At 43.8% G+C, this 24,178-nt stretch carries 26 protein-coding genes; 1 reads left to right on the top strand and 25 read right to left on the bottom strand.

From position 1 onward, the window contains the following. The 7 genes from rnc to JWG45_RS09625 form a co-directional block, all read right to left on the bottom strand. Nucleotides 1-744, bottom strand: coding sequence for a ribonuclease III (gene rnc, locus JWG45_RS09595; protein ID WP_205279546.1), 744 nt, complete (start codon nucleotides 742-744; stop codon nucleotides 1-3). A gap of 54 nt (nucleotides 745-798) precedes the next feature. After that, nucleotides 799-1,032 carry an acyl carrier protein gene (acpP, locus tag JWG45_RS09600; RefSeq protein WP_000753030.1) on the bottom strand — a complete coding sequence of 78 codons (234 nt, stop codon included), beginning with the start codon at nucleotides 1,030-1,032 and terminating at the stop codon, nucleotides 799-801. 563 nt (nucleotides 1,033-1,595) lie between these two features. Then, the gene (gene fabG, locus JWG45_RS09605) at nucleotides 1,596-2,360 is read right to left on the bottom strand and encodes a 3-oxoacyl-[acyl-carrier-protein] reductase (RefSeq protein WP_205279547.1); all 765 of its coding nucleotides are present in this window, start codon (nucleotides 2,358-2,360) and stop codon (nucleotides 1,596-1,598) included. Nucleotides 2,361-3,139: 779 nt separating this feature from the next. Next, on the bottom strand, nucleotides 3,140-4,444 hold the full coding sequence (locus JWG45_RS09610; protein WP_205279548.1) for a circularly permuted ATPgrasp domain protein: 1,305 nt from the start codon (nucleotides 4,442-4,444) through the stop codon (nucleotides 3,140-3,142). A 1-nt stretch (nucleotide 4,445) separates the two neighbouring features. Next, nucleotides 4,446-5,498: an ACR3 family arsenite efflux transporter gene (gene arsB / locus JWG45_RS09615; protein WP_205279549.1), complete on the bottom strand. Its 1,053-nt coding sequence runs from the start codon at nucleotides 5,496-5,498 to the stop codon at nucleotides 4,446-4,448. A 7-nt stretch (nucleotides 5,499-5,505) separates the two neighbouring features. Then, nucleotides 5,506-5,949, bottom strand: coding sequence for an arsenate reductase ArsC (locus JWG45_RS09620; RefSeq protein WP_205279550.1), 444 nt, complete (start codon nucleotides 5,947-5,949; stop codon nucleotides 5,506-5,508). Continuing rightward, complete coding sequence (locus JWG45_RS09625; protein ID WP_205279551.1) at nucleotides 5,946-6,293, bottom strand: ArsR/SmtB family transcription factor; 348 nt, start codon at nucleotides 6,291-6,293, stop codon at nucleotides 5,946-5,948. Before JWG45_RS09625 ends, JWG45_RS09620 begins: the two co-directional genes overlap by 4 nt. A gap of 76 nt (nucleotides 6,294-6,369) precedes the next feature. Between JWG45_RS09625 and arsN2 the strand changes: the two genes are divergently transcribed. After that, entirely contained in the window at nucleotides 6,370-6,804 is a 435-nt protein-coding gene (gene arsN2, locus JWG45_RS09630; RefSeq protein WP_205279552.1) for an arsenic resistance N-acetyltransferase ArsN2, read from the top strand. Between the two features lie 10 nt (nucleotides 6,805-6,814). On the opposite strand, the gene JWG45_RS09635 is transcribed toward arsN2, so the two are convergent. From JWG45_RS09635 to JWG45_RS09720, 18 genes are all read right to left on the bottom strand, one after another. After that, the gene (locus JWG45_RS09635; protein ID WP_205279553.1) at nucleotides 6,815-7,363 is read right to left on the bottom strand and encodes a hypothetical protein; all 549 of its coding nucleotides are present in this window, start codon (nucleotides 7,361-7,363) and stop codon (nucleotides 6,815-6,817) included. Nucleotides 7,364-7,367: 4 nt separating this feature from the next. Beyond that, nucleotides 7,368-7,838, bottom strand: a complete 471-nt coding sequence (locus JWG45_RS09640) for a DUF4303 domain-containing protein (RefSeq protein WP_205279554.1) — start codon at nucleotides 7,836-7,838, stop codon at nucleotides 7,368-7,370. A 640-nt stretch (nucleotides 7,839-8,478) separates the two neighbouring features. Continuing rightward, nucleotides 8,479-8,949 carry a hypothetical protein gene (locus tag JWG45_RS09645; RefSeq protein WP_205279555.1) on the bottom strand — a complete coding sequence of 157 codons (471 nt, stop codon included), beginning with the start codon at nucleotides 8,947-8,949 and terminating at the stop codon, nucleotides 8,479-8,481. Nucleotides 8,950-9,020: 71 nt separating this feature from the next. Next, nucleotides 9,021-10,028 carry a phosphate acyltransferase PlsX gene (gene plsX, locus JWG45_RS09650; protein ID WP_156781776.1) on the bottom strand — a complete coding sequence of 336 codons (1,008 nt, stop codon included), beginning with the start codon at nucleotides 10,026-10,028 and terminating at the stop codon, nucleotides 9,021-9,023. Between the two features lie 5 nt (nucleotides 10,029-10,033). Next, entirely contained in the window at nucleotides 10,034-10,234 is a 201-nt protein-coding gene (gene rpmF, locus JWG45_RS09655) for a 50S ribosomal protein L32 (RefSeq protein WP_069606605.1), read from the bottom strand. Between the two features lie 194 nt (nucleotides 10,235-10,428). Beyond that, nucleotides 10,429-11,046 (bottom strand): ATP phosphoribosyltransferase, encoded by a 618-nt coding sequence (hisG, locus tag JWG45_RS09660; protein ID WP_205279556.1) that lies wholly within the window; start codon nucleotides 11,044-11,046, stop codon nucleotides 10,429-10,431. Then, nucleotides 11,046-11,789 carry a YfgM family protein gene (locus JWG45_RS09665; protein ID WP_205279557.1) on the bottom strand — a complete coding sequence of 248 codons (744 nt, stop codon included), beginning with the start codon at nucleotides 11,787-11,789 and terminating at the stop codon, nucleotides 11,046-11,048. The genes hisG and JWG45_RS09665 overlap by 1 nt, the downstream gene beginning before the upstream one ends. A gap of 24 nt (nucleotides 11,790-11,813) precedes the next feature. Beyond that, on the bottom strand, nucleotides 11,814-13,496 hold the full coding sequence (locus JWG45_RS09670) for a 30S ribosomal protein S1 (RefSeq protein ID WP_069606602.1): 1,683 nt from the start codon (nucleotides 13,494-13,496) through the stop codon (nucleotides 11,814-11,816). Nucleotides 13,497-13,551: 55 nt separating this feature from the next. Continuing rightward, nucleotides 13,552-14,244 carry a (d)CMP kinase gene (gene cmk / locus JWG45_RS09675; protein ID WP_205279558.1) on the bottom strand — a complete coding sequence of 231 codons (693 nt, stop codon included), beginning with the start codon at nucleotides 14,242-14,244 and terminating at the stop codon, nucleotides 13,552-13,554. Further along, a complete protein-coding gene (gene aroA / locus JWG45_RS09680) occupies nucleotides 14,237-15,559 on the bottom strand; it encodes a 3-phosphoshikimate 1-carboxyvinyltransferase (protein ID WP_205279559.1) in 1,323 nt (440 codons plus the stop codon). The genes cmk and aroA overlap by 8 nt, the downstream gene beginning before the upstream one ends. Then, complete coding sequence (locus JWG45_RS09685) at nucleotides 15,540-16,457, bottom strand: prephenate dehydrogenase (RefSeq protein WP_205279560.1); 918 nt, start codon at nucleotides 16,455-16,457, stop codon at nucleotides 15,540-15,542. Before JWG45_RS09685 ends, aroA begins: the two co-directional genes overlap by 20 nt. Beyond that, complete coding sequence (gene pheA, locus JWG45_RS09690; protein ID WP_205279577.1) at nucleotides 16,454-17,545, bottom strand: prephenate dehydratase; 1,092 nt, start codon at nucleotides 17,543-17,545, stop codon at nucleotides 16,454-16,456. The genes JWG45_RS09685 and pheA overlap by 4 nt, the downstream gene beginning before the upstream one ends. Then, the gene (gene scpB, locus JWG45_RS09695) at nucleotides 17,538-18,101 is read right to left on the bottom strand and encodes an SMC-Scp complex subunit ScpB (protein ID WP_118969754.1); all 564 of its coding nucleotides are present in this window, start codon (nucleotides 18,099-18,101) and stop codon (nucleotides 17,538-17,540) included. The genes pheA and scpB overlap by 8 nt, the downstream gene beginning before the upstream one ends. Next, on the bottom strand, nucleotides 18,068-18,853 hold the full coding sequence (locus tag JWG45_RS09700) for a segregation and condensation protein A (RefSeq protein ID WP_205279561.1): 786 nt from the start codon (nucleotides 18,851-18,853) through the stop codon (nucleotides 18,068-18,070). The genes scpB and JWG45_RS09700 overlap by 34 nt, the downstream gene beginning before the upstream one ends. 14 nt (nucleotides 18,854-18,867) lie before the next feature. Further along, a complete protein-coding gene (locus JWG45_RS09705; protein ID WP_205275920.1) occupies nucleotides 18,868-19,230 on the bottom strand; it encodes a response regulator in 363 nt (120 codons plus the stop codon). A 1-nt stretch (nucleotide 19,231) separates the two neighbouring features. Further along, the gene (locus JWG45_RS09710; protein ID WP_205279562.1) at nucleotides 19,232-20,305 is read right to left on the bottom strand and encodes a protein-glutamate methylesterase/protein-glutamine glutaminase; all 1,074 of its coding nucleotides are present in this window, start codon (nucleotides 20,303-20,305) and stop codon (nucleotides 19,232-19,234) included. 5 nt (nucleotides 20,306-20,310) lie between these two features. Next, nucleotides 20,311-23,586, bottom strand: coding sequence for a chemotaxis protein CheW (locus JWG45_RS09715; protein ID WP_205279563.1), 3,276 nt, complete (start codon nucleotides 23,584-23,586; stop codon nucleotides 20,311-20,313). Beyond that, entirely contained in the window at nucleotides 23,586-24,080 is a 495-nt protein-coding gene (locus JWG45_RS09720) for a chemotaxis protein CheW (protein WP_205279564.1), read from the bottom strand. Before JWG45_RS09720 ends, JWG45_RS09715 begins: the two co-directional genes overlap by 1 nt. Nucleotides 24,081-24,178: the final 98 nt, after the last annotated feature.

The raw sequence follows: 24,178 nt of genomic DNA on the forward strand, positions 1-24,178 counted from the left end.
CTAAGACCCTCTTTGAATCCGATTGTAAAGTTCTCTCGCTGCGTTTTGTTCCGCAGCCTTTTTACTCACTCCGCTTCCGCTCGCTTCCCACTGATCTCGGATTCGAACCGAAACTTGAAAGACCTTTGCGTGATCCGGACCTGATTCTCCTTTCATGCGGTAAACCGGAAGAACCTTAAAATTCTTCTGAGCGTATTCTTGGAGTTGAGTTTTGTAGTCTCTGACAGATTCTTCTTTTTCCGGATTTTCCGCAAATTCTATTAAGTGTTTTAAGATGAATTTTTCGGAAGCTTCGAATCCGAGATCCAGATAGATCGCGCCTACCAAAGACTCGAAAAGATTCGCGGAAAGTTTACGGCGCCCTTTTCCTTGAGAACTCGCCTCCCCTTTACCTAAGAGAAGATACTCGGAAAGACCCAGCTTCTCCGAGATGGTGTTTAGAATGGGTGTAGAGACGATTCTCGACTTAATCCGAGACAATTCGCCCTCGCTCGCTCTGGAATAGTTTTGGAAGAGATAACGCGCCGCGACGAGACCGAGAACGGAATCTCCGAGGAATTCCAGACGTTCGTTGTCTTCGGGAATCTCCAGGTTTTCATTTTTAAAGGAACTATGAATGAAGGCGGTATTATAAAATTCTAGATTGGAAAATTTGATCCCGATCTTTTTGGAAAGTTTCTGTAGAGTTTTGACCCGCTCGGGGTTTTTGAGAGAAGAAGGAGATTGTGATTTTTTAAAGATCAAAGGAAGGAAAAAAGAATTCCGAGTTCCGTGAAGAACCCGGAAAGTCTCAAACGATTAGGACTTGAGGTTGTCGATGAACTTTGTTACGTCACCAACAGTTTGAATTTTCTCAGCGTCTTCGTCAGAGATTTCGATTCCGAATTCTTCTTCGAGAGCCATTACTAATTCAACTGTGTCCAGAGAATCTGCACCGAGGTCATCTATAAAGTGAGCCTCAGGTGTAACTTCAGATTCATCCACTCCAAGTTGTTCTACGATGATAGATTTAACTTTTTCAAAGTCTGCCATTGTTTCCTCCGTACCACATTTTGTGGTATGATGATTTTTTGTTAGATTTAGTCAGGTGGATATAAAATCCACCGAATTTTATAGATTTAATTCCGAAAATATTTGGCAAGCCAATATACTTTTTTTCAGAAAAAAACTCCCTTAAATTGTTCCGAAGTTTTTGTTTTTCAATTCGATTTTGATCATTCAAAAAACGATCTCATGCGTAGCAAAAAAAGATCGTAAAAACACGTTGTATGAGGCCTGGAATGATCTTGAGGAATTGAGGAGCATACTTCTCGCAGAATGCCTCGAGTCCTCCTTTGCGTCGATTCTACGAAGAGAAGTGAATTTGGTCTTTGATAAGAGTTTGTCTCATTAGAATCGCTTTGAATCAAAATTCTTTCTCCTTCTGAATTTTAATTCTCAGAAGAATTCTAAAAAAGAAAAAAAACGAATTTAAGTACAGGGAGGCAGGAAGAATTGACCGCGAATTCTTTTTTTTCGAACGGATTAAAGGAAATAAAGAAATTGAAAATCTTCTTCCACTCCGATTTTGGAATGGAAGAAGATTTCAAAAATGATTATTCGGTGACGCCTGGAAGAAATCCTCCGCCGTTCACTTCTATCACCTGACCGGTAATGAAAGAAGAAATGTCGGAAGCTAAGAATGCAATGGTGTTCGCGATATCATCTGGAAGTCCGGCTCTTTTCAGAGGAATCGCCGCAACCATTGCGTGTCTGATTTTTTCAGGAATCGCATCGGTCATTTCAGTAGCGATAAAACCGGGAGCGATCGCGTTACAACGAACCTTGCGAGACGCCATTTCCAGAGCGACCGCTTTTGTAAATCCGATCACACCCGCTTTCGAAGCGGAGTAGTTGGTTTGTCCGATATTACCGTTTACTCCAGCAATCGAAGAAAGATTGATGATGGATCCGCCGTTTGGATTTTTCATCATATATTTGATTGCGGCTTGTGTGCAGTTGAATGTTCCGGTTAAGTTAACGGCGATCACCGCGTCCCACTGTTCTTTTTTCATTCTCATAAGAAGAGTGTCTTTTGTGATTCCCGCATTGTTTACGAGAATATCAACGGAACCGAATTCTTCCACGCAAGCTTTGATAGCGCTTGCCGCAGATTCGGAATCCGCTACGTTGGTTCCGACTCCGATGGCTTTTACACCGGTTTGTTTTGCGATTTCTTCCGCAGTTGCCTTGCTGGATTCTTCATTGAGGTCTGCGATAACAATGTTGGCTCCTGCTTTTGCAAGAACGAGGGCTGTGGATTTTCCGATTCCGCGTGCGGCTCCGGTGATAACAGCGTTTTTACCTTTTAAATCGATCATAATTCTTTCCTTTCGGGTGCTCTGCGGCTAAGGTATTTTGCTCAAATACCGGGTCAAGGGAGTTTTCCGGGTTTTGAGACTCTGGGACAGAACGAACGTTCTGCTTTGTTCGGAATCCTTTTTGGGACTTTGGAAAGATTAGTTTTATTGTAAGAAAAGGAAATGTAGGAACTCACACTTTTCAAAAATACGGGAGAAATTAGATTCGATTTGATTCGAGATATTCCGAAGTTTTTCGAAGTGTGGGAACTCCTCCTCTTTTGCTTAACAAGGAAGAATCTCCTATTCAAAAACGTCCTCTCTCAAAATCCTTCTCTCTTTTTGTCGAAACTTCTACAAGAATCCTCAGCGAAAGCCGTGGCCTAACCCTGATTTTACATCCCCTTACTCACAAGTTCTGAGGGGTCCTGCAACGAGAAACGTCCCGAGAAGAGGAATTTTTTAGGAGTTCCTACATAGGAGTTTGTGCTTGCAAAATTAGAATTTTGTGATATAGGAAAATTTCCGGAAATTTTCCACCACCCGCCCCGCCACCCGAAATTTGGGCGGGGCGCAACTTTTACGGAAGAGCGTCGTAACTACGACGGATTTTTTTTAAAATCTTTTCTACTTATAGGCAAGGTTAAGCGATTTTCGGGTGGTGGGGCGGTTACGCAGGGAAAAACGCGGAGGCATTTTCCAATATCACAAAATTCTAATTTTGGAAGTTGGACATTCTTCCCTCACACTTGTCGGAAATACAACAAGAAAATCCCTCGGATCGTCTTCAGTTCCCTACTTTAGAAATCGTCCCCTCTGACGGAAGATTTCATCCCAAGAACATAAACGGGAGAAAAACCTCCTCCCGGAGTTCTAAAATTCGTGGTTTGCCCTTGGTATAAACGCGCCGCTAAAAGTAGGATCTCCTCCCGATAAACATAAGTCCGAAGATCCATCTTATAAGGAATTTTTTCCCCTTCCTTGAGAAGAATCCTCTCGGAAGGAAGAACGATCTCTTGAAAAATATTCTCTCCTTCCAAAATTTCTTGGAACGTTCCTTTTGTGAGCTTATCGCCTCTATAGGCGGCCTTGCCTCCGTAACCGCCCGATCCTGGTTTGAAGAAGAATTTTTTTCTTTCTCTCCAGAGTTCTTCCGCGTTCTCTTTTTTTACGACCCCGGTCAAAGGAATCGACCGAGCTAAAACTGCGAGATCGGACTCTTCCACACCGGCTTCGCGTAGGAACTCCTCGTTTTTCCAAAAAACCAAATTCGTTTTTTTTGCATAGAGTTCGTAGTCGAGCGGGTTCGGAGTTACGACCGTCTTTTCCAATTCCCAGGAAGTTCTAATTTTTTGATTCACGGATTCTAAAAGATAAAAATCCGTGAGCCGATTATAAACCAGATCTACAGTTCTCCCTTCGAAAGAAAGAGAACCGTTTTCTTCTAAGGTTAGAAGCTCCGGTTCCAGGATTTCGCAGGCAATTCCTTTCGATAAAAACATCTCACGGAACAAAAGAAATTCCGGAAAAAGAAACTGCTCCTGGGGATGATTGTCCACGATCGCAACCAAAGTAGGAACTCCCTCTTTTGCCGCGGCCTTCCATTCTTCCAAAAAAGAATCAAAGAATCGCGTTTCAATCGCCAAAATTTCTTCGGGACTCGAGAGCGCTTCTCTCACTTCGGGACAACATTCTTTCTGAGCCTCGACGAGTTTTGTCTGTAAAAAAGCCCCGCCCGCATTCGTATTGATCTCGATCAGTTTCGGGCCTTCTTCCGCAAGATGAAAATCAAAGCTTAAAAAAACGCCGCCCTCAGAAAAACGATCTCTTAAGTTCTCGGGAAATTCTTTGAGAATCTCCTTTCTCACCTTTTCGTTTTTAAGAAGTTTCTGAATTACTTGGATCGTCTTTTGAATTTTAAAAAAATCGCTCGGATCCAGAAAAGAGGCGCTGGATGCAAAAAAACGATCCGTCAAGGAATCAAGATCGGAATTCTCCTCGCTCATGGAAGCTTTAATTTTTTTAAGAAAACTCCGGTCCAAAACTTCTTTTTCGATCGTGATACACTGACATTCTCGATTGAATACTTTTGAAATCGTCGTCATCTTAGGCCTCCTTTACGACTGGACTTTGAAACCATCGTTTTCGCATTCCAAGAGCGGCTCTTACAAGAAGAATTAAAGCCGGAACCTCCACAAGAGGACCGATCACTCCCGCAAACGCCTGACCGCTCGAAATGCCAAAAACTCCAATGGAGACCGCGATCGCGAGCTCGAAGTTATTTCCGGCAGAAGTAAAAGCAATCGATGTGGTTTTAGAATATTCAACTTTCATAATTTTTCCGATCCAAAAACTGATAAAAAACATAATAATAAAGTAAATCAGCAAAGGAACGCTAATAATTAGAACATCGAAAGGAATTTCAAAGATCAAATTCCCTTTGAGACTGAACATAAAAAATATAGTAAACAAAAGCGAAAAAAGGGTGATCGGGGAAATCGCAGGGAGGAATTTTTCCTCATACCAGACGTTTCCTTTGGAACGAATCAAAATCACGCGGCTAAAAATCGCGGCCAAAAAAGGAAGCCCGAGATATAGGAAAACACTTTCAGCGATTTGTCCGATCGTAAGATTGATTTCCGCACCCGAAAAACCCAAGTAAGGAGGTAAAACGGAAATGAAAAAATATGCGTAAATACTATAAAAGAATATCTGAAAGATGCTATTCAGAGCGACAAGACCCGCCGCATAATCTCGATTCCCCTCGCTCAATTCGTTCCAAACGATCACCATCGCGATGCACCGAGCAAGCCCGATTAAAATGAGTCCGATTCTGTATTCGGGATAATCTTTTAAAAAGAACACGGCTAAACCGAACATCAACAAAGGTCCTACGATCCAGTTTAGAAAAAGGGAAATTGCAAGAACTCTTACGTTTGAAAAAACTTCCTTCATTCTTTCAAACTGAACTTTTGCGAGAGGGGGATACATCATCAAGATAAGACCGAACGCCAAAGGAAGATTCGTGGTTCCGATCGAAAGGCCACTTAAATCTTCCTCGGCGCTGGGAACCAATTTACCGAAAAGAACTCCTCCGCCCATCGCTAGAAAAATCCAAAGAGTGAGATAACGATCCACAAAATTTAATTTTGAATTCATTTTTGCCTCAGTCGTTAAAAGCCGCAGAGTATAATTTCAATTCTTGGATCCAGTTTTGAGAATATTCGCGGATCATTTCACGAACCTTTCTAAATTCTTCTCGGATTTCCTCTTCGTTTCCTTTGGCCTTTGCGGGATCCGGAAAGTTCTGATGAAACCGCAAAGCCTTGGAAGGGAAATAAGGACAGTTCTTTTTTGCGTGATCGCAGACGGTGAGGATGTAGTCGAACTCGATGTTCTTGTATTCGTCGATATGATTGGAAGTATGATTTCCGATATCGATCCCGACTTCTTTCATCGTTTGAACGGCCCTTGGATTAACCCCGTGAGTTTCGATTCCAGCGCTAAAGATTCTCGCGCGATCACCCGCAAAATGACGCAACCAACCTTCTGCGATTTGACTTCTACAGCTGTTTCCCGTGCAGAGCACAAGTATATTCGGTTTTTTCATGGACAACAATTCTCACTTTGTGATTTTTTTAATCGATTTAGTTTTTCAAAAAAGGAATTCAATTCTTCCTGAAATTCATCCAATCGGGACCAATCGATACAATAACAGGATTTATTTCCTTCCACCTCCCCTTTGATGAGTCCCATCCCTTTGAGTTCTTTCAGATGTTGGGACACCGTCGCCTGAGCAAGAGGAAGCACTTCCACGATTTCACCGCAGATACATTCGTTTCTTTCGGCGATCGTTTGAAGAATGGATAAACGGGCGGGATGAGCCAAAACCTTTGCAAACTCCGCAAGGAGCATCGTATCTTTTGCAAACTTCGCTTTTTTCTTGACGATCATACGCTTTATCGTAAATATACGATAAAGAAGTCAAGAACCTTCTTTGAAAATTTAAATTTTAGAAAAAGGAATCTAAGTGTCGAGTTTGGATTTTTTCTTTCATCCTTCTTTTGAGAATGTTTTAACTCTTCTCCTAGACCAAGGCCTTCCCGTGGAAGATCTTAAAAACCAGGATCTTGATCAATTTATCGGCTATGGAAACGAAAGCGAACTCAGAGCTGTGATCGGTTTGGAATTACACGGTAAATTTGCTTTGTTACGTTCTTTGGCGGTCGGTGACGGCTTTCAAAAAAATGGATTGGGGACAGAATTGGTACAAAAGATCGAAGAACAAGGTCGTCGTCTTGCAGTCGAGACCCTATTTCTTTTAACAACGACCGCGAAAGAATTCTTTCTAAAATTGGGATATCATGAAATGGAAAGAGATTCTCTTCCTGAAGAAATCAAAAGAACTGAAGAGTTTGTATCTCTTTGTCCGGCAAGTTCTTCGATTCTAAAAAAAGACCTTTGATCGAGAGAATTCAATTCAAAGAAGAATGAGACCTTTTTTCTACATTCAAAATCGCTTTTATCCAAAGAGAATTCCAGATTATTCTTACGATAGTTTTCAAGATCATCAGGATAAGAAAAGACATCGATAGAATCTGTTGAACTTCGGACCTCATTCTTTCCAAGCCGTTAAAACGATCCGCCTCCAATTCGGAAGTTGTTTTCCAAAACATCTTGTAAAAGAAAAGAATCCAATTCGAAATCACAATCGATTCCGCAATTAGAACCGCAAAAATCAAAACTCCGGAAAAGATCAAAATTCTTCTATCGATCCTTTTCTCCAAAATTAAAAAGCCGTCTATGAGCGCGAAGTAGATGAGTGAAAATGTTGATACCAACAAAGGTAAATGAAAGTTGCTCATCGTTTCCGGATTCTCCGGATCCCCAACGAGCCCAAGAAAACGATTTATGGAAACGCTGAAGAGATACAACAAAAAGGCAAAGACCAAATCCAAGCCTATGATTTTTCTTACTTTGTTTGAATAAGTGTCATTTTGTTCGGGATAAGTTTCTATATTCATAAATTCAGTAGTTGTGCTCCACTCTCATCACTTTAAAATCTGGGATCTTTTTTAGGGAACGAAACGCGTCCTTGTTTTTTAAACTTTCAAGAATTTCACCGATCGCCTTTGCATATTCGGTTGTCTTTTGTGTTTCATCATCCGCGCCATAGTGTTCTTCGTAAAGGTCGTCGTCAAAAGGCCCCCTTCGATATCCTTCTTCGTCTTCTAAGTTGAGGTCTCGAAAATTGACAAAACCTTGATAAGCCCAATCCCCCGGATTGTATTTTAGTTTTGAGATTTTTTCCTCGGTGTCATATTGTTTCGGCCATTTGGTCGAATATTCTTTCAGAGATTTTTCAAAAGCTTCCAGAGAATTCAAACAAAGGAGACTCGCGTCGATTGCAAATGCATAGAATGTTTCCTCGGGATGTTCTTTTGAAAACTTCTCAATTTCCAAAAGAGCAAATTCTGTGAGTTTAGGAATATCGAACATAAAAAAAGACCGCCGGCAAAAAAGTTAGATTCTCTTCATTCTACAATCGGACAACTATTTTTTGATCCATTTATGGGGAGGAGAATATTCGATTTTATTGATATATTGAGAAAAAAAATCTGAAAATCAAAGGCTTAGAAAGAATCCAATCGCACAGCTCTTTCCGATCCGATCAGAACGTTTTTAAAAAAGATATTTGTCCAAGATTTCCAAAAATCAAAGCGATTTAGAAGATTGTAAAATCGGATTTCAAGTCTTTTCTGGAACGGATTATCACTTTACCAAGATGTTGAGAGGATCTTCAGAAAAAACTGTCGGAACTACGACAATTCTCGCGTAAAATTCGGGCGCCCCGCCCGAATTTCGGGTGGTGGGGTGGGTGGCGGAAAAATTCCGGAGAACTTTCCTCTATCATAAAATCAAACTTTTCGCAAGTAAAATAGTCCCCTTCCCTTCTTTGTCGGAATTCCTACAAACTCACATGGAGTCGATTTTCCCGGCTTCTTTCTCGATTTCAGTTTCTCGATTAGCGGAGTTTAGCGACAAGGACTTGATGATTTGAAATTAGAATCTCAGAAAAACAAATTCTAAATTTCCGAAAACTTGATCAAATTTCTTAAAAAAGAATTCGACTGATTCTTCAATTGGAATGAGTCACGCTCAGGATTCTAAAATCACTTATCTTTTTTAAAACTCGAAACGCATCCTTCTGTTTTAAAATCTCAAGAACCTGATCCATAGCAACCGCATAAGCGCTTTTTTTCTGGGCCTCTTGGTCTAAGTCGCAATGTTCTTGATAAAGAATCTCATCGAACGGCCCCGGATCGGAAGCGTCCTTCTCCGCCGAATTTAAACTACGAAAACATACAAAACCTTTGTAAGCCCAAGTCTCAGGACTTTCTCTGAGTTTTCGAATTTGATCCGGAGAATCATAGTATCTCGGTGATTTGGCGGCGAATTCCTTCAGAGATTTTTCGAAATGTTCGATCGAATTCAGACAAAGCAAGCTGGAGTTGATTGCGAACGTATAAAAAGTTTCGTTCGGGTGTTCTATGGAGAATTTTTCAATTTCGGAAAGGGCAAAATTGGCCAATCTCTGCACGTCAAACATAAGATCCGATCCTGCTTAAAGAGTATTACATTCTCTACAAGTAACGGATTTTTTTTTGATTCCTTTTCGAATCAGATATTGTATTTTTTGATATCCGTCGCGATCCGATCGTTGATTTGGTGCTTTGCACATTCGATCACAACTCGGATCGCACTTTGAACCGCCAACGCGTTAGACGATCCATGTCCGATCAGACATACTCCGTCCACTCCCAACAAAAGTGCGCCGCCGTATTCGGCGTAGTCGAGACGTTTTTTGATCGCGGCAAAAGTCGGCTTGAGCAGTAAAGCGCCGGTCTGTGCGAGGCTGGATTGTTTGATACTTTCTCTTAATACGTTGAAAATGGACTTGGAAAGACCTTCCGTCGCTTTGAGAACGATGTTTCCCGTAAAGCCGTCGCAGACGACAACGTCCACGTCCTTACCGCTTCCGTAGAGATCTCTTCCTTCAACATTGCCCACAAAGTTGAAAGGCAATTTTTTGATCATCTCGAAGGCTTTCAAAGAAACGGTGTTTCCCTTTTTATCTTCTTCCCCATTGGAAAGAATTCCGACTTTCGGATTAGAAATATTGAATATAAGTTTAGAATAAATTTCACCCATCACGGCGAACTGCGCCAGATAATCGGGCTTACAATCCACGTTAGCTCCCGCGTCCAACAAAAGCATCGGAGGCCCGTTCTCTTGAGGAATCGGAGCCGCGATCGGCGGACGTAAAACTCCGGGGACTCTTCCCAGATACAAAAGCGCGGACGCCATTGTCGCGCCCGTATTTCCGGGAGAAAACATACCGACGCAGGTTTTATCTGCAACGAGTTGTGTAGCTTGAACGACGGAAGAATCCTGAAGTGTGCGTACGGCAATCGAAGGAGAATCATTCATATCGATGATTTCCGATGCGTGTTGGATTCTTACTTTGGTTGTATCGTAATCGAACTTGAGGAGGATCTCCCCAATCTCTTCTTCTCTGCCGACCAAGACGACGTGAGCCCCATCCTGGTTAACGGCATTTACGGCGCCTTCAATAATCTTCTCCGGCCCGTAATCGCCGCTCATTACATCGACGGCGACCCACATCATAGGAGTTAATTATCTTCTTTTGCCTTCTTGACTTTCGGCTCTAAAACGATTCCGGTTTTATAGAACCCGCAAGTAGGGCAGATTCTATGAGGGAGTCTGTAAGAATTACAATTAGGACAAGGAACCAAATTTGGTTTTCCGATGGCATGATGGGCCCGTTTTGTCCTTACTTTTGATTTCGATTTGCGTCTTTTGGGAACTGCCATTGATTTCCTCTTGGGAAAATGAATTGTTAAACTATCATTTTTTGAGGCTGGTATTCCTCAACCATTATTTCATTCCATCGATAAGAATGAAGACTCTTTTACCGGTAAAAACCGATCAGCTTCCCAAAAACGCTTTGAAATCGTTCGCGAACTCGAACAAAAAGCTTCGGGACGACCTCTTCGCGGATTGCGTTCTAAAGATTCGAAAGAGAATCCATAAATTCGACCGCTTCCTTTCTTTTTCCGTAAAGAGAAGAACGATTGAACACGAGTCGCGCTGAAGATTCTAAAATTATGTCCAATTCCTTGAGACCGTTGGCCTTTAGAGTTCCGCCCGTTGAAACAAGATCCACGATACAATCCGAAAGACCGACTAACGGCGCCAATTCGATACTACCGTAGAGTTTGAAAATCTCACAGGACAACCCTTTGTGAAAGAAAAATTCTCTGGCTAAGTTTGGATACTTGGTTGCGACGCGAATTTTCCGATGACGGGCTTCCAAGGTAAAACCCTCAGGCGCCGCAAGAGAGAGTCTGCACTTTCCGATTTTCAAATCCAAAGGTGTTGCGAGGTCGTAGCCGCCTTCTTTTAAGACGTCCCAGCCGCTGATACCCGCGTCCGCGGCACATTGTTCCACGTAAGTCGCCACGTCTTGCGAGCGCACGAGAAGAATTCGGATTCTTCCTAAAGGATCATTGTAAATCAGTTCTTTGGAGTTGGGATCGGGTTTGGAAGAAAGCCAGCCTCTGGAGATCATCAGATCGATGCTCTCCTCAGCGAGTCTTCCTTTTGGCAGGGCCAGTGTAAGCATTAGCCTTTCTGGTTGAGTTGAACGAGTAGAAAAGTTGCGTATTGTTTTACGGTGTTGTAATCCGAAGCGGGGGTTTTGATTTCTTGATCCAAAACTTTTTTTAAAGATTGAATCGCCTCCGGCTTTTTACCGTTCTTCGCCTGGAGCCTTCCGGTTTGATACAAACTCCAGGCCAAAAAGCCGTTTGCCTCTCTTGTGTTCGCAAGGAGATTTGCGGCTGTGCTGTAATTCGTTTCCGCGGAAACAAGATTCCCTTCTCTCTCACGAAGATTTCCCGCCAAATAGAAGTAATACGCCTTTACTTCCGTCGGTTCGTCGATCTTCTTACCGGCCCATTCTAATTTGTCTGCGGCCTTTTGAAATTCTCCGTTCCTCGAATAAAGGTCGGAAAGAATTTTTGCAAGTCTGAGTTCGAGTTTTTTGGAAGAATACTGAGAGGAAACTTCTTCGTAAGCCTGAATCTTTTCTTTCAAATCGATCGCAGGATTGAGACGAAATTTTTTGTCTAACGCTTCGAGGGCTATGGTTCCTTTCTCGAATTGGGATTCTTGGTATTGAACGTAAGTAACGATCGCAAGGACGATTGCGAGAATCACCCCTGCCCCGATCAGAACTTCTTTGATATGAGTCGCGACGGATCTGAAAAATTTTATCAGAACCAGCTCGAGCTTACTTCCTTGGAAGTCCGCGTAAGGATCGACTTTGACTTCTTTTGCGGTCTGACCGACTTCGTACCGTTTCATCCTTTGGTCCTTAACTTTGGATTCTTATCTCAGAGAAGTGTTTAGGAAACTTCCCAAACTTTCGCGAGAAGGAGTATCCGAAGTTTTGAGGTATTTGGACATTTCCTCTCTTTCGAGAGCTTTGTCAAAATCCTTGATGGATAAAGAAATTTTCTTATTCTTCACATCCACTTTGATGACTGCGGTTTTTACGATTTCATCCGGCTTGTAAACTTCCAGAATGTTCGTTTCTCTTCCGTTTGGAACTTCGGAGATATGAACGAGCCCTTCGATTCCGGGAGCCACTTCCACAAAGATTCCGAATTCTTTGATGGATTTGATCTTTCCTTCTACGATGGTTCCGATCGGATGTTCGTTACGGAAAATTTCGTATGGGTTTTCCAGGAGTTGTTTCAGACCACAAGAGATTCTTTGTGCGTCTAAGTTCACATCCAGGATCATGTATTTCACTGTGTCGCCTTTCTTCAGTTGTGAAGTCGGGTTGGAAGCCTTTTCGTCCCAAGTGATATCGCTGATATGGATCAAACCTTCGATTCCGTTTTCCACTTCTACGAAAGCTCCGTATTTAGTGATTCCGGTAATCACACCTTCCAGGATATTTCCTCTGCGGATTTCAGGACCGAGTTGATCCCAAGGATTCGGCTGAAGTTGTTTTAGTCCGAGAGAAAGTCTTCTGTTTTTGAAATCGATGTCCAAAACCAGAGCTTCCACTTCTTGACCTTTTTTTAAGATGTCTTTTGGTTGAGGAGGTTTTTTAGCCCATGCAAGTTCCGATGTGTGAATCAGACCTTCTAAACCTTCTTTCAATTCTACGAACGCTCCGAACTTCGTAAGAGAAGTTACGGTTCCGCGGATGACCATTTCTTTTTCCAAAGAACGTTCCGCCCAGACCCAAGGGTCTTCGTAGAGTTGTTTCAGACCTAACGCGAGTTTGTTGTTTTCCTTGTCTAGTTCGAGAACGACGAGTTCCACTTCTTGTCCGATCTGAAAGTATTGTTTGAACGGTGCATATTTTTTGTAAGAGATATCTCTCTGACGAAGAAGTCCGGTAACTCCGTCCACTTCGCAGAAAACTCCGAAAGAAGCGATCTTGCTTACGGTGGAAGTAACTTTATCGCCTACTTTGAGTTTGAGAAGAAGAGCGTCCCATTTTTCCTCGTTCACTTCATCCAGAAGTTTTTTTCTGGAGACTACCCCGGAACGAGTGCGGTCGTTGAGTTCGATGATTTTGAACTCAAGTTCCTTATTTTTGAAGGTTTCCCCTTCTTTGAATTTATAGCTGAGTTGAGAAGCGGGAAGAAAAAGATCCACACCTTCCACGTTAACGATATAACCTTTGCCTTTGATTTCGTTTACCAAACGGCCGGTAACTTGATAGCTGTTTTTAAAAGCTTCTTTGACGATTTCCCAACCCTTTCTTTGGTCGGCTTCTTTCTTAGAAAGAATGCATCCGGAATCCTGAGATTCCTTTCTTTTTACGATTGCAGAGACATAATTTCCGCGTTCCGGAGTTTCATCGAAATCTCCTCTTGGAATACGGCCTTCTTGTTTGAGCCCTTCGATTGCCACATAAACGTAGTCGTTGTCTACAGAGACGATTTTTCCTTCAACGACTTGATCTTTCCGGAGTTCCGGTTCTTCGTGTATTGATTGTTCCCACTGTTTGAATACTTCTGCAAAAGTGGACTTCTCTTCCTTGTTTGTCATGGGGCGTAGGTTACTCGGCTAAAATGGTAGTCTGGGATCCGCTGGATGTCGGGGGTCATCGATCCAGAATCTCGAGGATCTTGCTAATTACACTATTTTTGGAGAGTATATCAGTGTCAATCAGGATTGCGTCCTTTGCCTGATAGAGAGGCGCGATATCCCTTTCCATATCCGATTTATCACGAAGAATGATCTCTCTTTCGATCTCATTTTGATCTGCGGAAATTCCCTGTTCTTTCAATTGAAGAGTTCTTCTTTCGGCGCGAACTTTCGAAGAAGCGGTAAGATAGAATTTAAACTTTGCGTCCGGAAAAACTTCGGTCCCGATATCTCTTCCATCCATGAGAAGTTTATGAAGTTTTGCTAGAGAATGGAGTTCCTTGTTCACAAAATCCCGATAGATCCGTTTGTTCGCGATATGTTTGATTTCTCTCGTGATTTCCGGAGTTCGGATTGCAAGAGAAACATCTTCTCCGTTTAACAGAATTCGATTTTCGTTTCCTGCAGAGAATTCACAGAGAATATGCGCGTGAGAGATCGAAGTTTCGGCCTCATTCGTTTTCACCCATTCGGAGAATTCTCCGGCGTTAGGCGTCTTTTCGTGGAGACGAACCAAATAAAGTGTGAGCGCGCGGTAAAAGGCGCCGGTATCTAAGTAGTTAAATCCGATCTTTTCGGCGATTTGTCTGGCGACGGTGCTTTTTCCGGAACCGGCGGGCCCGTCGAGTGCGATTACATTTTCATTCATACAGACATCCTTTCAGTAAGGCTTCAAATCCGGGAAAGGAAGTTTCGATCCAGGAGGTTTCGTCGATCTCCAGAGCAAATCCGGAAAGAGCTTTTAAGATCAGAAAACTCATCGCGATCCTATGATCCATAAAGGAAAAAATGGGAACTTTTTTTCCGGACGACAATGTATTCCAAACCTCGTGTGATTTCTTGGAGGTTCCGTCTAACGCGTATCCGTCCGGAAATTCTTCCACTTCGATTCCGAGCGAACGGAAATTGGAAACCATCGTATGAATTCGGTCCGATTCCTTTGCTCGCAATTCTTCCGCGTGACGAATTTCAAAACCTCCTTCCGCAAAAAGACCCGCGACCGAAAGGATCGGGATTTCGTCGATGATCGAAGGGATCAACTCTTCCGGAATATTCGCTTTTCTTAAAGTAGACGGATAGGTTCTCAGATCGCCTACCGGTTCCCCGCATTCGATTCTTTGATTTTCGATTTCTATTTTTGCGCCCATCAGCTTGAGCGCGGTCAAGATCCCGGTCCTCGCAGGATTGAGCCCGATATTTTGAATCAAAAGAGTTCCTTCTTTTGCCAAAACCCCTAGGACTAAAAAGAACGCGGCAGAGGAAATATCTCCCGGCACCTTAAATTCTCCCCCGTTCAAAAAATACGGAGGGGAAATTTTAAAATGGAGTGAAGAAAGGTATTCGATCTTGTTTCCCAGAAACCGAAACATATTTTCCGTGTGGTCTCGAGATAGTATGTTTTCTGAATATTCCAATTCCGTTTCAGATGCAATCGCCGCGAGCATCAGACAGGATTTGATCTGCGCGCTTGCGATCGGACTTTCGTATCGAAAGGAAGCGAGTTTTTTTCCCTGGATTTTGAGGGGCGCGGTTTCTTTTTCTCCGAGTCCGACGATGGAGGCGCCCATCGCAGTGAGAGGTTTGATGATTCTTCCCATAGGACGTTTTTTTAGGGAATCGTCTCCCGTCAAAACCGCGTTCACACCGGGGAGGCCGCAGATCAAACCCGCGGAAAGACGAATTCCCGTTCCCGCGTTTCCGAAGTCCAATTCCACGTTAGGCGAAACAAGCTTATCCTTTCCTGGACTTTCAAACTCGTATTCTCCGGGTGCAATTTTTTGCGATTTCAATCCGAGTTTTGTGAACGCGGCCATCGTATTCAAAGGATCTTCCGCTTCTAAAAAACCGGTGACCTTGGATTTCCCCTTGGAAAGGGCCGCGAACAAGACGGAACGATGGGAAAGGGATTTGTCTCCGGGAACTTGTATATCCTTGGACTTGAGTTTAGTGTTTCTTGGAATCATCCTGGTTCTTCAAAATATAATCTCTGGATTTGCGGGAGGTTTCCATAAACTTTTCCCATTCCTGCGGATTCAATGTGTTTTTTGGATTCAATTTTTCTAATATAATATCGAGTCGATCGCGAAAATCCAAAAGGGAACGATAGATCTCTTCCTGATTGGAATTAAAAATGGCCGCCCACATTGTCGGATTGGAACCCGCAATCCTCGTCATATCGCGAAACCCTCCCCCGTTCAACGGAATCGGAGAAAGATCGGTGTATTGTTTTACGATCTTCTGATTGGCCGCCCAATCCGCCATGATCGAAGAAAGTATATGGGGAGAATGGGATAAATAGGAAAGAATCGAATCGTGCTCGACCGCAGGAATTTCAATCACATCCATTCCGATCGACCTCCAAAAATACTCCAGGTTTTCTTTAGTATCTGGTCTTGCATTTTTGGGAGAAGTAAGAATACAAAGTCTTCCTTCGTAGAGCGAAACGTTGGCCGACTCGAGTCCTGATTCTTCCGATCCGCACATGGGATGCGAGGAAACATAATTATGGGAACTTTGAAAACGCGCTTCCACAGCGTGGATGATTTCTTTTTTTGTCGATCCGACGTCGGTAATAATTCCGGAATAATCCAGAGGAAGTTCGGAGATCAACTTTACCGTAAGATCGACCGGAACTCCGAATATGATAAAATCGTAATCTTTCCATTGTTTGGAAGAATGAAACTCTTCCGAAGTCAAAACAGTATCTGCGGATTTCAGGAGCTCCCCCAGTTTTTTGCTTTTGAGAGAGCTGACTACGCCTGTTATGCGGGCGGTGACTCCTTTTTTTTTGAGGGCCAGAGACAGAGAGGCGCCCATTAGTCCCAAACCGTAGATAAGAATATTAGAATATTCTGTTTTCACAGGATTTGAGGAGACATCGGATACGAACCGAGCACCCTTAGAAAGATGGTATTTTCCTTCAGACTCGAAAGAACTTTTTGAATGGATTCGTCTTTTTGATGACCGTTAAAATCGATAAAGAAATTGTATTCCCAAGAATTTCTTCTCGTAGGTCTGGATTCTATCTTAGTCAAATTCAGCTGATGATCAAAGAAAGGTTTTAAAACACGGTACAAAGCTCCCGGCTTATCGGGACAAGAAAATACAACGGATGTTTTGTCGTTTCCTGTCGGGGGACACTGATTTTTTCCGATGATCAAAAAGCGAGTCGTGTTGTCCGCGAGATCCTCTATGGATTCTCGAATCAAACTGAGGCCGTAGATTTCCGCGGCGATCGAGGACGCGATTGCGGCGCATCCTTCTTTTTTTTCGGCGACGATCTGTGCGGCTTTTGCAGTTGAAGAAGTTTCCACAATTTCCACGTGAGGAAGATTTGCGGCGATCCAGTTCTTACACTGAGAGTTTGCGATCTTGATTCCATAGAGAGTTTTGATTTTGGAAAGATCGTGTTCGAATCCGAGAAGGCTGATGCTGATTCTTAAATAATGTTCCGAGTAGATGAGAAGGTCTGAAACCAAAAACTGATCGAGCGTGGAATTGACAAGACCCTCGCTCGAATTTTCCACAGGAACCACTCCGTAGTCGATCTTATCGGTTTCCACCGCGCGAAAGACGTCGGGAATCGAATTGAATTCTAAAGCCTTGATCGAAGCTCCAAAACGAGTCCGCACCGCTTGGTTCGAAAAAGAACCCGCAGGTCCGAGATATCCGACCTCCAATCCCTTCTCAACCGAGATGGAACCGGACATGATCTCGCGATAGATCGCGACAAGAACCTTGTCCGGAAGCGGCCCTTCGCTCAGGGACCTTACCTTTTCATAAACTTCTTTTTCACGATCGGGACGAAAGACGGGTTCGTTTCTCTCTTTTTTGATCTCGCCGATCTTGGACGCAAATTCCGCCCGGGTTTGGATCGCCTTTACGATCTCTTTGTCTAAGGAATCGATCTGATCCCGAAAGGTTTTTAGTTTTTGATCCAGGTCACTCATTTTCGAGTAGATCATCCAAGTTTTCGAATTTCAGCTCTTTGACTTCCACAGGAGCCGGAAGATCCGATAGTTTATTCAATCCAAAATGAATCAAGAATTCTTTCGTGGTTCCGTAGAGCGCCGGTCTTCCGGGGACTTCTTTGTTACCGATCGGTTTGATGAGTTTTTTGGAAATGAGGGAAGTTACCATAGCCCGAGAAGAAACTCCTCGGATCTCGTCGATCTCAGGAAGTGTGATCGGTTGTTTGTATGCGATGATGGCGAGAGTATCCAAACTGGAGCGGGAAAGTTGTTCTCTTCTTTTTTCTTTGAAGATGTTTCCGAGGATTTCGGAAAAGTTTTCGTTGGTCACGAACTGATAGGCGCCACCGATTTCTTTCAAAAGAAAACCGCCGTTCTTTTCGGAATAATCCAAAACGAGTTCGTCTAGGATTTCTCTGGCTTCCGTTTTTTCGATTCCTGCTGACTTGGCGACGCTCGCCAGTTTTAAAGGTTCACCGGAAACAAAAAGTAATGCTTCAATCAATCCTTTGAGTGTTGCTCTGTCCCGTTCCACTGTCCCTCTATCAGAAATAAACGGATTTCACCGAAAAGCTTATGTTGCCTTGCCCGGAGAATCCTCTGCTTACTTAGTTCCAGCAATGCCAGAAAAGTGGCAACGATTTCTGCTTTTTCCGGATGTTCCTTCTCGAATAATTCCGGGAAAGAGACTTCCTTTTTTTCACGAAGGGAAGCGAGAATTTTTTCCATTTTTTCTTCAACGGTAAATCGATGAGGAGTCGTCAGGAGTGCGGGAATTTCCGCGTCGTCCACTTTCGATTCTAAGATTTCGTTGAATGCGGAAATCAATTCCAAAAGAGAAACGTCGAGCCAATTCTCGTCGTCATCCAGCGTAACGTTCGATTCTCTTCTAAAAACTCCGGCCTGAGTCAGATCGATGTCCGAAAGTCTTTTGGCAGTGAGTTGGAATTTTTTATGTTCTAAAAGTTTTTCTACAAGTTCGGGAGGAAGTGGAGGTTCGTAGTCTTCTTCTTCAAATCCAGGATCCGGCAAAAGCGCCTTGGATTTAAGATAGATCAGATTGGCCGCCATCAGCGCGTATTCCGCGCTGAGTTCCAAGGAAAGAGTCTCTGAAATTCGCAGGAAGCTTAAAAAATCCCGGGTGATGCGAGAGAGAGAAACATCAAAGATGTCCACTTTGTAACTTTCAATCAAATTCCAAAGGACTGACAGAGGACCTTCTGACAAACCTCCCTCGGAATTGTTCCATTGAACTACAAAGGACTTACCGGATTCTTCATTCTCCATTCAAAGACAGTTCCTTAGGAATTGAGAGCTTTGTCCGCCGCCTGCTGAAGTCTTTCGGGTGAAAACGGTTTTACAACGAAGTCCTTTACTCCCATCTTAATGGCTTTGGCTAAAAGGTCTTCTTGTCCGAGTGCGGTAACCATGATGATTCTCGCTTTTGCATCCAACTTGAATATTTCCTGAGCGGCTTCGATTCCGTCTTTTTCACGCATGGTAATGTCCATCGTTACTAAGTCCGGTTTTAAAGTCTTATACTGCTCGACTGCAATATTTCCGTTTTCAGCTTCCCCAACGATCTCGTGACCTGTTTGGGTGAGCGCATCCTTTACCATGGTTCTCATGAATTTGGCATCATCCACAACGAGAATTCTGGCCATATTAAATTCCTCTCTCTTTCAAAATGATTTGGATCCTATTGATGATTTCAGTAACAGGCTCGATATATTCGACGCCTCCCATTTCAACGGCCTGACGGTTCATTCCATAAATTACGGAAGTTTGTTCGTCCTGCGCGATCGTAGAACCGCCGGCTTCTCGGACTTTCACCATAGCCGCCGAGCCGTCCTTGCCCATTCCGGTCATGATCACACCGATGAGGCCGCTCTTATATTCTTCTACCGCGCTGTTTAGGAGAACTTCAATGGAAGGTCTGTGTCCATTTACAGGAGCTTCCCTGTTCAGGGCAATCCATTTCCTCCCGGCGCGAGATTGAATCGAAAGATGCGCGTCTCCCGGTGCAACATAACCGGTTCCGGCTTCGATCGCTTCTCCGTCTTCCGCTTCTTTCACTTTGATCTTTGAGTGATCGTTGAGTCGCATCGCAAATGCTTTTGTAAAACCCGCGGGCATGTGTTGAACGACAAGAATGGGAAGAGAAATATCGGCGGGGATTCTTGAAAACACTTCCTGAAGAGCGCGAGGACCGCCGGTGGAAGTGCCGATACAGATGGCTTGCACAGGAGTTTTTTTTCCGGCGACTCCGCCGGAAGGCAAAACGGTGACTGGAACTTTTTTGATTCCCGCGTGAGAAGGAACTTGAACCTTACTTTCAAAATACGCGAGAATTTTTGCTTTGAGAATGTTTCCGATTTCTTCCGGATCGAATTGAAACGCACTCGAAGGTTTGGAAACGAAGTCGATGGCTCCGTATTCAAGAGCTTTGAATGTGGCTTCGGCTCCGTGCTGAGTCAGAACCGAAAGCATAATCACCGGAATTCCGATCTTCTTTTTTTGAAGTTCGCTCAAGGCCGTAAGTCCGTCCATAACGGGCATTTCGACGTCGAGGATGATGATATCGGGATTTAGTTTTTGTGCGAGTTCGATACAATCCACTCCGGTTTTTCCCGTAGCGACAACCGAAATCTTAGAATCTTTTTGGATCTGATCGGAGATGATGTTCCTCACCAAAAGAGAATCATCCACAATGACCGCGCGAACCGGGCTTGGTATCATTTGAATCAGAACCTCGGAAGCAACTGGATCAGTTCGTCAAAGTCCGGAAGGAAGAGAAGAACTCCCAAAAGATCATTCCCCTCGTGATTGAACTCGGTAAGCATACTTAAGAATTTCGTTCTTTCCGGTTTTACGACGTCCAGGACCTGCATAAAAGTTCCTTCTAAAAATTCGGGAACCGAAGGCATAACGGTGGCCTTTGCTTTGTTTGAGATCGAGTTCATAACGGAAGAACAGACGATGTTCGAAATCTCGCTCAAAACGGACTTGGAGTCGTCGTTCAAACCTTCCCCCGGAATCGGTTCTTTGCCGAGGAGTTCTCTGGCGAGATTGCCCGCGTTTTCACGGGAGAACATCATAAGAAGGTTTCCGTTGAGATCGCCGTTCATACGGATTTTTAAACCGTAGAAATGATCTTCTGAAAAACGAATTTCTTCCGCGAGGCCGTCCCGATCGTTCATGATGATTTCAGGAATAAAAAGATCGATGTTCTTTTTGAGAAGTTGGGAAAGGACCATACCGGCGTTCATCATCCCGGTATTGACCACATTCTCCAATTTTTTGAGTTCTTCTTTAGAAAGCGCGCCTTTGAAATCATTGGAAGGCGCGACCGACATCGTTCTTTCTTTTTTCTGAGTTAAAAAACTGTCGATGATCGCCTTCGCGCGTTTTTGTTCTTCTTCGCTCGCAGACTGATCGAGGGCGATGTCCGTGATATGAGAACGGTATTCTTCTTCCGAGGAAACGAACGGCTTTTTCGGAGCGGAAGGAGGATCGGAAGAATACGAAGTAATTGTAGGAGGCGTCGGAGCCACAGGAGTAACGGGAGAATCCGGATTGTTCGAAGGGGGGATCTGTCTTTCGATCGGAGCTTTCATTTCCACGCTCAGAGCGGCAGCCAACTCCTTCTCTTCTCTGTAGACTTCTTCCTTATCAACGACGATTCGTTTTGTGTCCCGATTTCGTTCCGTCTTTTTCTTTTTCAGACGTTCCCGATTCGTAATCTCGTGAAGTTTGTGATTGTAGACGTTCGTAGGATTCGTCGTTTTTTGAATATAAAGTTCTTCTTCCCGATCCGCGGAATGAATCGAACTGATTCTTTGCATCGTCTCGAGATGGTAGTGAACGACCGCGTCCGAGTCTTCGAGTTCGGAAGCGATTTCCACGATTCCCGGAATATCTAGGACCATGATGATCGTTCCGTCTCCCATGATGGAAGCGCCCGTAAGACCGTGGACGTTCTTAAAATTCTTCTCGAGAGATTTGATAACGGTCTCGTGTTTGCCCACGAGTTCGTCGACCATAAAGCCGAGCTTTCTACCCTTGTATTGGACGATGACGACGGGAAATTCATCCCGATCGGTTTTATCCTGAAGTCCGATGATTCGATTGAGTCTGTAGATCGGGAGGACTTCACCGCGAAGGTTGATGATTTCGTTTCCTTCGAGGGTCGTAATCTGGTCGTTGTGAATTTTGATCGTCTCGTTGACTTCGGAAAGAGGAAACGCGTACACTTCTTCTTCCATAAGAACGAGGATAGAAGGAATGATCGCGAGCGCTTGCGGGAAGGAAAGAACGAAAGAAGTCCCCTGCCCCTTCGTACTGTTGATCAGAATTTTACCTTTGAATTCTTGAATGAGATTATTGACGACGTTCATACCGACGCCGCGACCGGAGATGTCCGTGATCTTATCCGCAGTGGAGAATCCGGCCTGGAAGATAAACTGAAAGATATCCTGTTCCGTAAGATTGCCGGCTTCGGTCGCACCGATCAGTCCCTTCTCGATCGCCTTGCGAAGAATTTTGTCGGAGTCAAGACCGCGTCCGTCGTCGCGGATTTCGACCATAATATTACTTCCACCTTGGTAGGCATTGAGTTCCACCGTACCAACTTCGGATTTACCGGCGGCCAATCGTTCTGCGGGAGTTTCGATTCCGTGATCCACGGAGTTACGAAGAAGGTGGAGCAAAGGCTCGCCTAACGCGTCGATGACTTTTTTGTCGAGTTCGGTGGATTCTCCGTTCAGAACCAAGTTAACCTTTTTACCGGTCTCCAGAGAAAGATCCCGGACCAGTCTGGAAAATCTTCTAAAAACGGTAGAGATCTGAACCATACGAATGTTCATGATTCCCGATTGAAGTTCTTTGGAAATGCGGTTGATCAGATCGATTCTGGATTTGAGATCGCTGAACAACTGATCTTCACCGAAGATACGAACCAGGTCGTCGTAGATTCTTTGAAAACCGGAGTTTGTAATGATTAACTCTCCCACGTTGTTCATGAGTTGATCCAGTTTATCCGAAGATACTTTAATACTTTTTAATGTAACCCTGGACTCCGACGCGGCCATATCGTCGTCCATTTTGAAACTCGAAACTGCGGTTTCTTCCTGAACGACGGGCACGTATTCTTGGACGTCAAGAAATTCCACCATGTCCACGTTTGCGGCGTGACGAATCTGTTCGATCGATTCCGAGGATAAGAATAAAAGTGCGATCGAAGTAACGTCGACTCCCTTTTCCAATTCTTCGAGATCCGGAATCGATTTAAAAACGACTCCGAGATTTTTTAAGTTCTGGAGAATCAAAGAAAAACGAAGCCCTTTCATCGGAGAATCTTTTCCCAAGGTCACGGAGATTTTCAGACATTTTCCGGCCTTGCGAATTTCCTCTTCGAGTTCTTTTGCTTCTTCGGCTTCCAACAGAACGTCCAGAGTGTTGGAAGAATTACCTTTTGTTCCGTTTGCGGGTGCCGAAGTCGGAGCCGCGACTGGAGCGGGAGTTAACGTCGGAGCTGCAACGGAAGGAGAAGTTTCCGGAATCGGCGCGGCCACTTTTGTTTCCACGGGAGGCGGAGGAGTCGCGGGAGTTTTTCCGACTCCGGTAAAAGAAGCGGGATCTTTTTCGTAGACGTCCAATTTTTGAATCATCTCCGTAAACGGAGTATCGATTTTTTTTCCTTCGGCTACGTTTCGAATCACGAACTTGATCAGATCAAAACATTGAAAGAGGAGATTTACTAAAGGAAGTTTAACGTCAATTTTTCCATCTCTCGCGAGTTGAAGAAGATTCTCCATTTTATGGGAAAGATCGGAAAGATTATAAAGACCGACGAAAGCCGCTGAACTTTTTAAGGAGTGAGCCGCACGAAAGATATCGTTGATGATCGAAAGATTTTTGTGATCGGCTTCGAGTCTGAGGAGATTTGCGTTCAACTCCTCGATCTGATCTTCGGATTCTTCTAAAAAGAGTTCCGTGTATTCTCCGAGAATTCCGGCCATTAATTTGTCTCCTGTTCAAAGTGGATCAGGACCGATAGATTCAAATTGAGTATCAGAGTGTTGTCAGCTTGACTGACGGATTCGATCAAAGAGCTGTAATTGAGGGTCAGGTCGTCGGTCGCCTGACTGATCTTATCCTGTTGAATCTTGACTACTTGTTTCACTGTATCTACGAGAATTCCCGCGCGTTTTTCTTCGTGTACGACGACGATGATCCGAGTCGAAGGAATGATTTCGCTGTAACCGATTCCAAAAACTTGTTTCAGATCTAATATCGGAATGATCTCTCCCCTAAGATTAATCACTCCCAAAATATAATCCTCTCCATTGGGAATTCTTGTGATCGGAACCGGTTTTAAGATCTCGTGAATCTTTAGAATATCGATTCCGAAAATCTCCTGTTCTACGATAAAGGTTAAATATTCTTTTTGAGACTCGGTGGTTTTTTCCGCTTCCAAGGATTCGAGGTATTGTCGGTTATCAAATGAGGCCATGATTATTTACCAGATGGTTTCTCCATGCAAAATCCAGGATCAATATATAAAACAGAGTGCGATTTGTTTTTCAAGAAATTTCGAAAGAACGAATTCTC

It is taken from the genome of Leptospira ainlahdjerensis (assembly GCF_016919175.1).
Lineage (GTDB): Bacteria > Spirochaetota > Leptospiria > Leptospirales > Leptospiraceae > Leptospira > Leptospira ainlahdjerensis.

What these genes read in the sequence shown, in the direction of transcription:
- acpP (WP_000753030.1), bottom strand. Translation starts at nt 1,032, where the DNA reads ATGGCAGACTTTGAAAAAGTTAAATCTATCATCGTAGAACAACTTGGA.
- fabG (WP_205279547.1), bottom strand. Translation starts at nt 2,360, where the DNA reads ATGATCGATTTAAAAGGTAAAAACGCTGTTATCACCGGAGCCGCACGC.
- JWG45_RS09610 (WP_205279548.1), bottom strand. Translation starts at nt 4,444, where the DNA reads ATGACGACGATTTCAAAAGTATTCAATCGAGAATGTCAGTGTATCACG.
- arsB (WP_205279549.1), bottom strand. Translation starts at nt 5,498, where the DNA reads ATGAATTCAAAATTAAATTTTGTGGATCGTTATCTCACTCTTTGGATT.
- JWG45_RS09620 (WP_205279550.1), bottom strand. Translation starts at nt 5,949, where the DNA reads ATGAAAAAACCGAATATACTTGTGCTCTGCACGGGAAACAGCTGTAGA.
- JWG45_RS09625 (WP_205279551.1), bottom strand. Translation starts at nt 6,293, where the DNA reads ATGATCGTCAAGAAAAAAGCGAAGTTTGCAAAAGATACGATGCTCCTT.
- JWG45_RS09635 (WP_205279553.1), bottom strand. Translation starts at nt 7,363, where the DNA reads ATGAATATAGAAACTTATCCCGAACAAAATGACACTTATTCAAACAAA.
- JWG45_RS09640 (WP_205279554.1), bottom strand. Translation starts at nt 7,838, where the DNA reads ATGTTCGATATTCCTAAACTCACAGAATTTGCTCTTTTGGAAATTGAG.
- JWG45_RS09645 (WP_205279555.1), bottom strand. Translation starts at nt 8,949, where the DNA reads ATGTTTGACGTGCAGAGATTGGCCAATTTTGCCCTTTCCGAAATTGAA.
- plsX (WP_156781776.1), bottom strand. Translation starts at nt 10,028, where the DNA reads ATGATGTGGGTCGCCGTCGATGTAATGAGCGGCGATTACGGGCCGGAG.
- rpmF (WP_069606605.1), bottom strand. Translation starts at nt 10,234, where the DNA reads ATGGCAGTTCCCAAAAGACGCAAATCGAAATCAAAAGTAAGGACAAAA.
- hisG (WP_205279556.1), bottom strand. Translation starts at nt 11,046, where the DNA reads ATGCTTACACTGGCCCTGCCAAAAGGAAGACTCGCTGAGGAGAGCATC.
- JWG45_RS09665 (WP_205279557.1), bottom strand. Translation starts at nt 11,789, where the DNA reads ATGAAACGGTACGAAGTCGGTCAGACCGCAAAAGAAGTCAAAGTCGAT.
- JWG45_RS09670 (WP_069606602.1), bottom strand. Translation starts at nt 13,496, where the DNA reads ATGACAAACAAGGAAGAGAAGTCCACTTTTGCAGAAGTATTCAAACAG.
- cmk (WP_205279558.1), bottom strand. Translation starts at nt 14,244, where the DNA reads ATGAATGAAAATGTAATCGCACTCGACGGGCCCGCCGGTTCCGGAAAA.
- aroA (WP_205279559.1), bottom strand. Translation starts at nt 15,559, where the DNA reads ATGATTCCAAGAAACACTAAACTCAAGTCCAAGGATATACAAGTTCCC.
- pheA (WP_205279577.1), bottom strand. Translation starts at nt 17,545, where the DNA reads ATGAGTGACCTGGATCAAAAACTAAAAACCTTTCGGGATCAGATCGAT.
- JWG45_RS09700 (WP_205279561.1), bottom strand. Translation starts at nt 18,853, where the DNA reads ATGGAGAATGAAGAATCCGGTAAGTCCTTTGTAGTTCAATGGAACAAT.
- JWG45_RS09705 (WP_205275920.1), bottom strand. Translation starts at nt 19,230, where the DNA reads ATGGCCAGAATTCTCGTTGTGGATGATGCCAAATTCATGAGAACCATG.
- JWG45_RS09710 (WP_205279562.1), bottom strand. Translation starts at nt 20,305, where the DNA reads ATGATACCAAGCCCGGTTCGCGCGGTCATTGTGGATGATTCTCTTTTG.
- JWG45_RS09715 (WP_205279563.1), bottom strand. Translation starts at nt 23,586, where the DNA reads ATGGCCGGAATTCTCGGAGAATACACGGAACTCTTTTTAGAAGAATCC.
- JWG45_RS09720 (WP_205279564.1), bottom strand. Translation starts at nt 24,080, where the DNA reads ATGGCCTCATTTGATAACCGACAATACCTCGAATCCTTGGAAGCGGAA.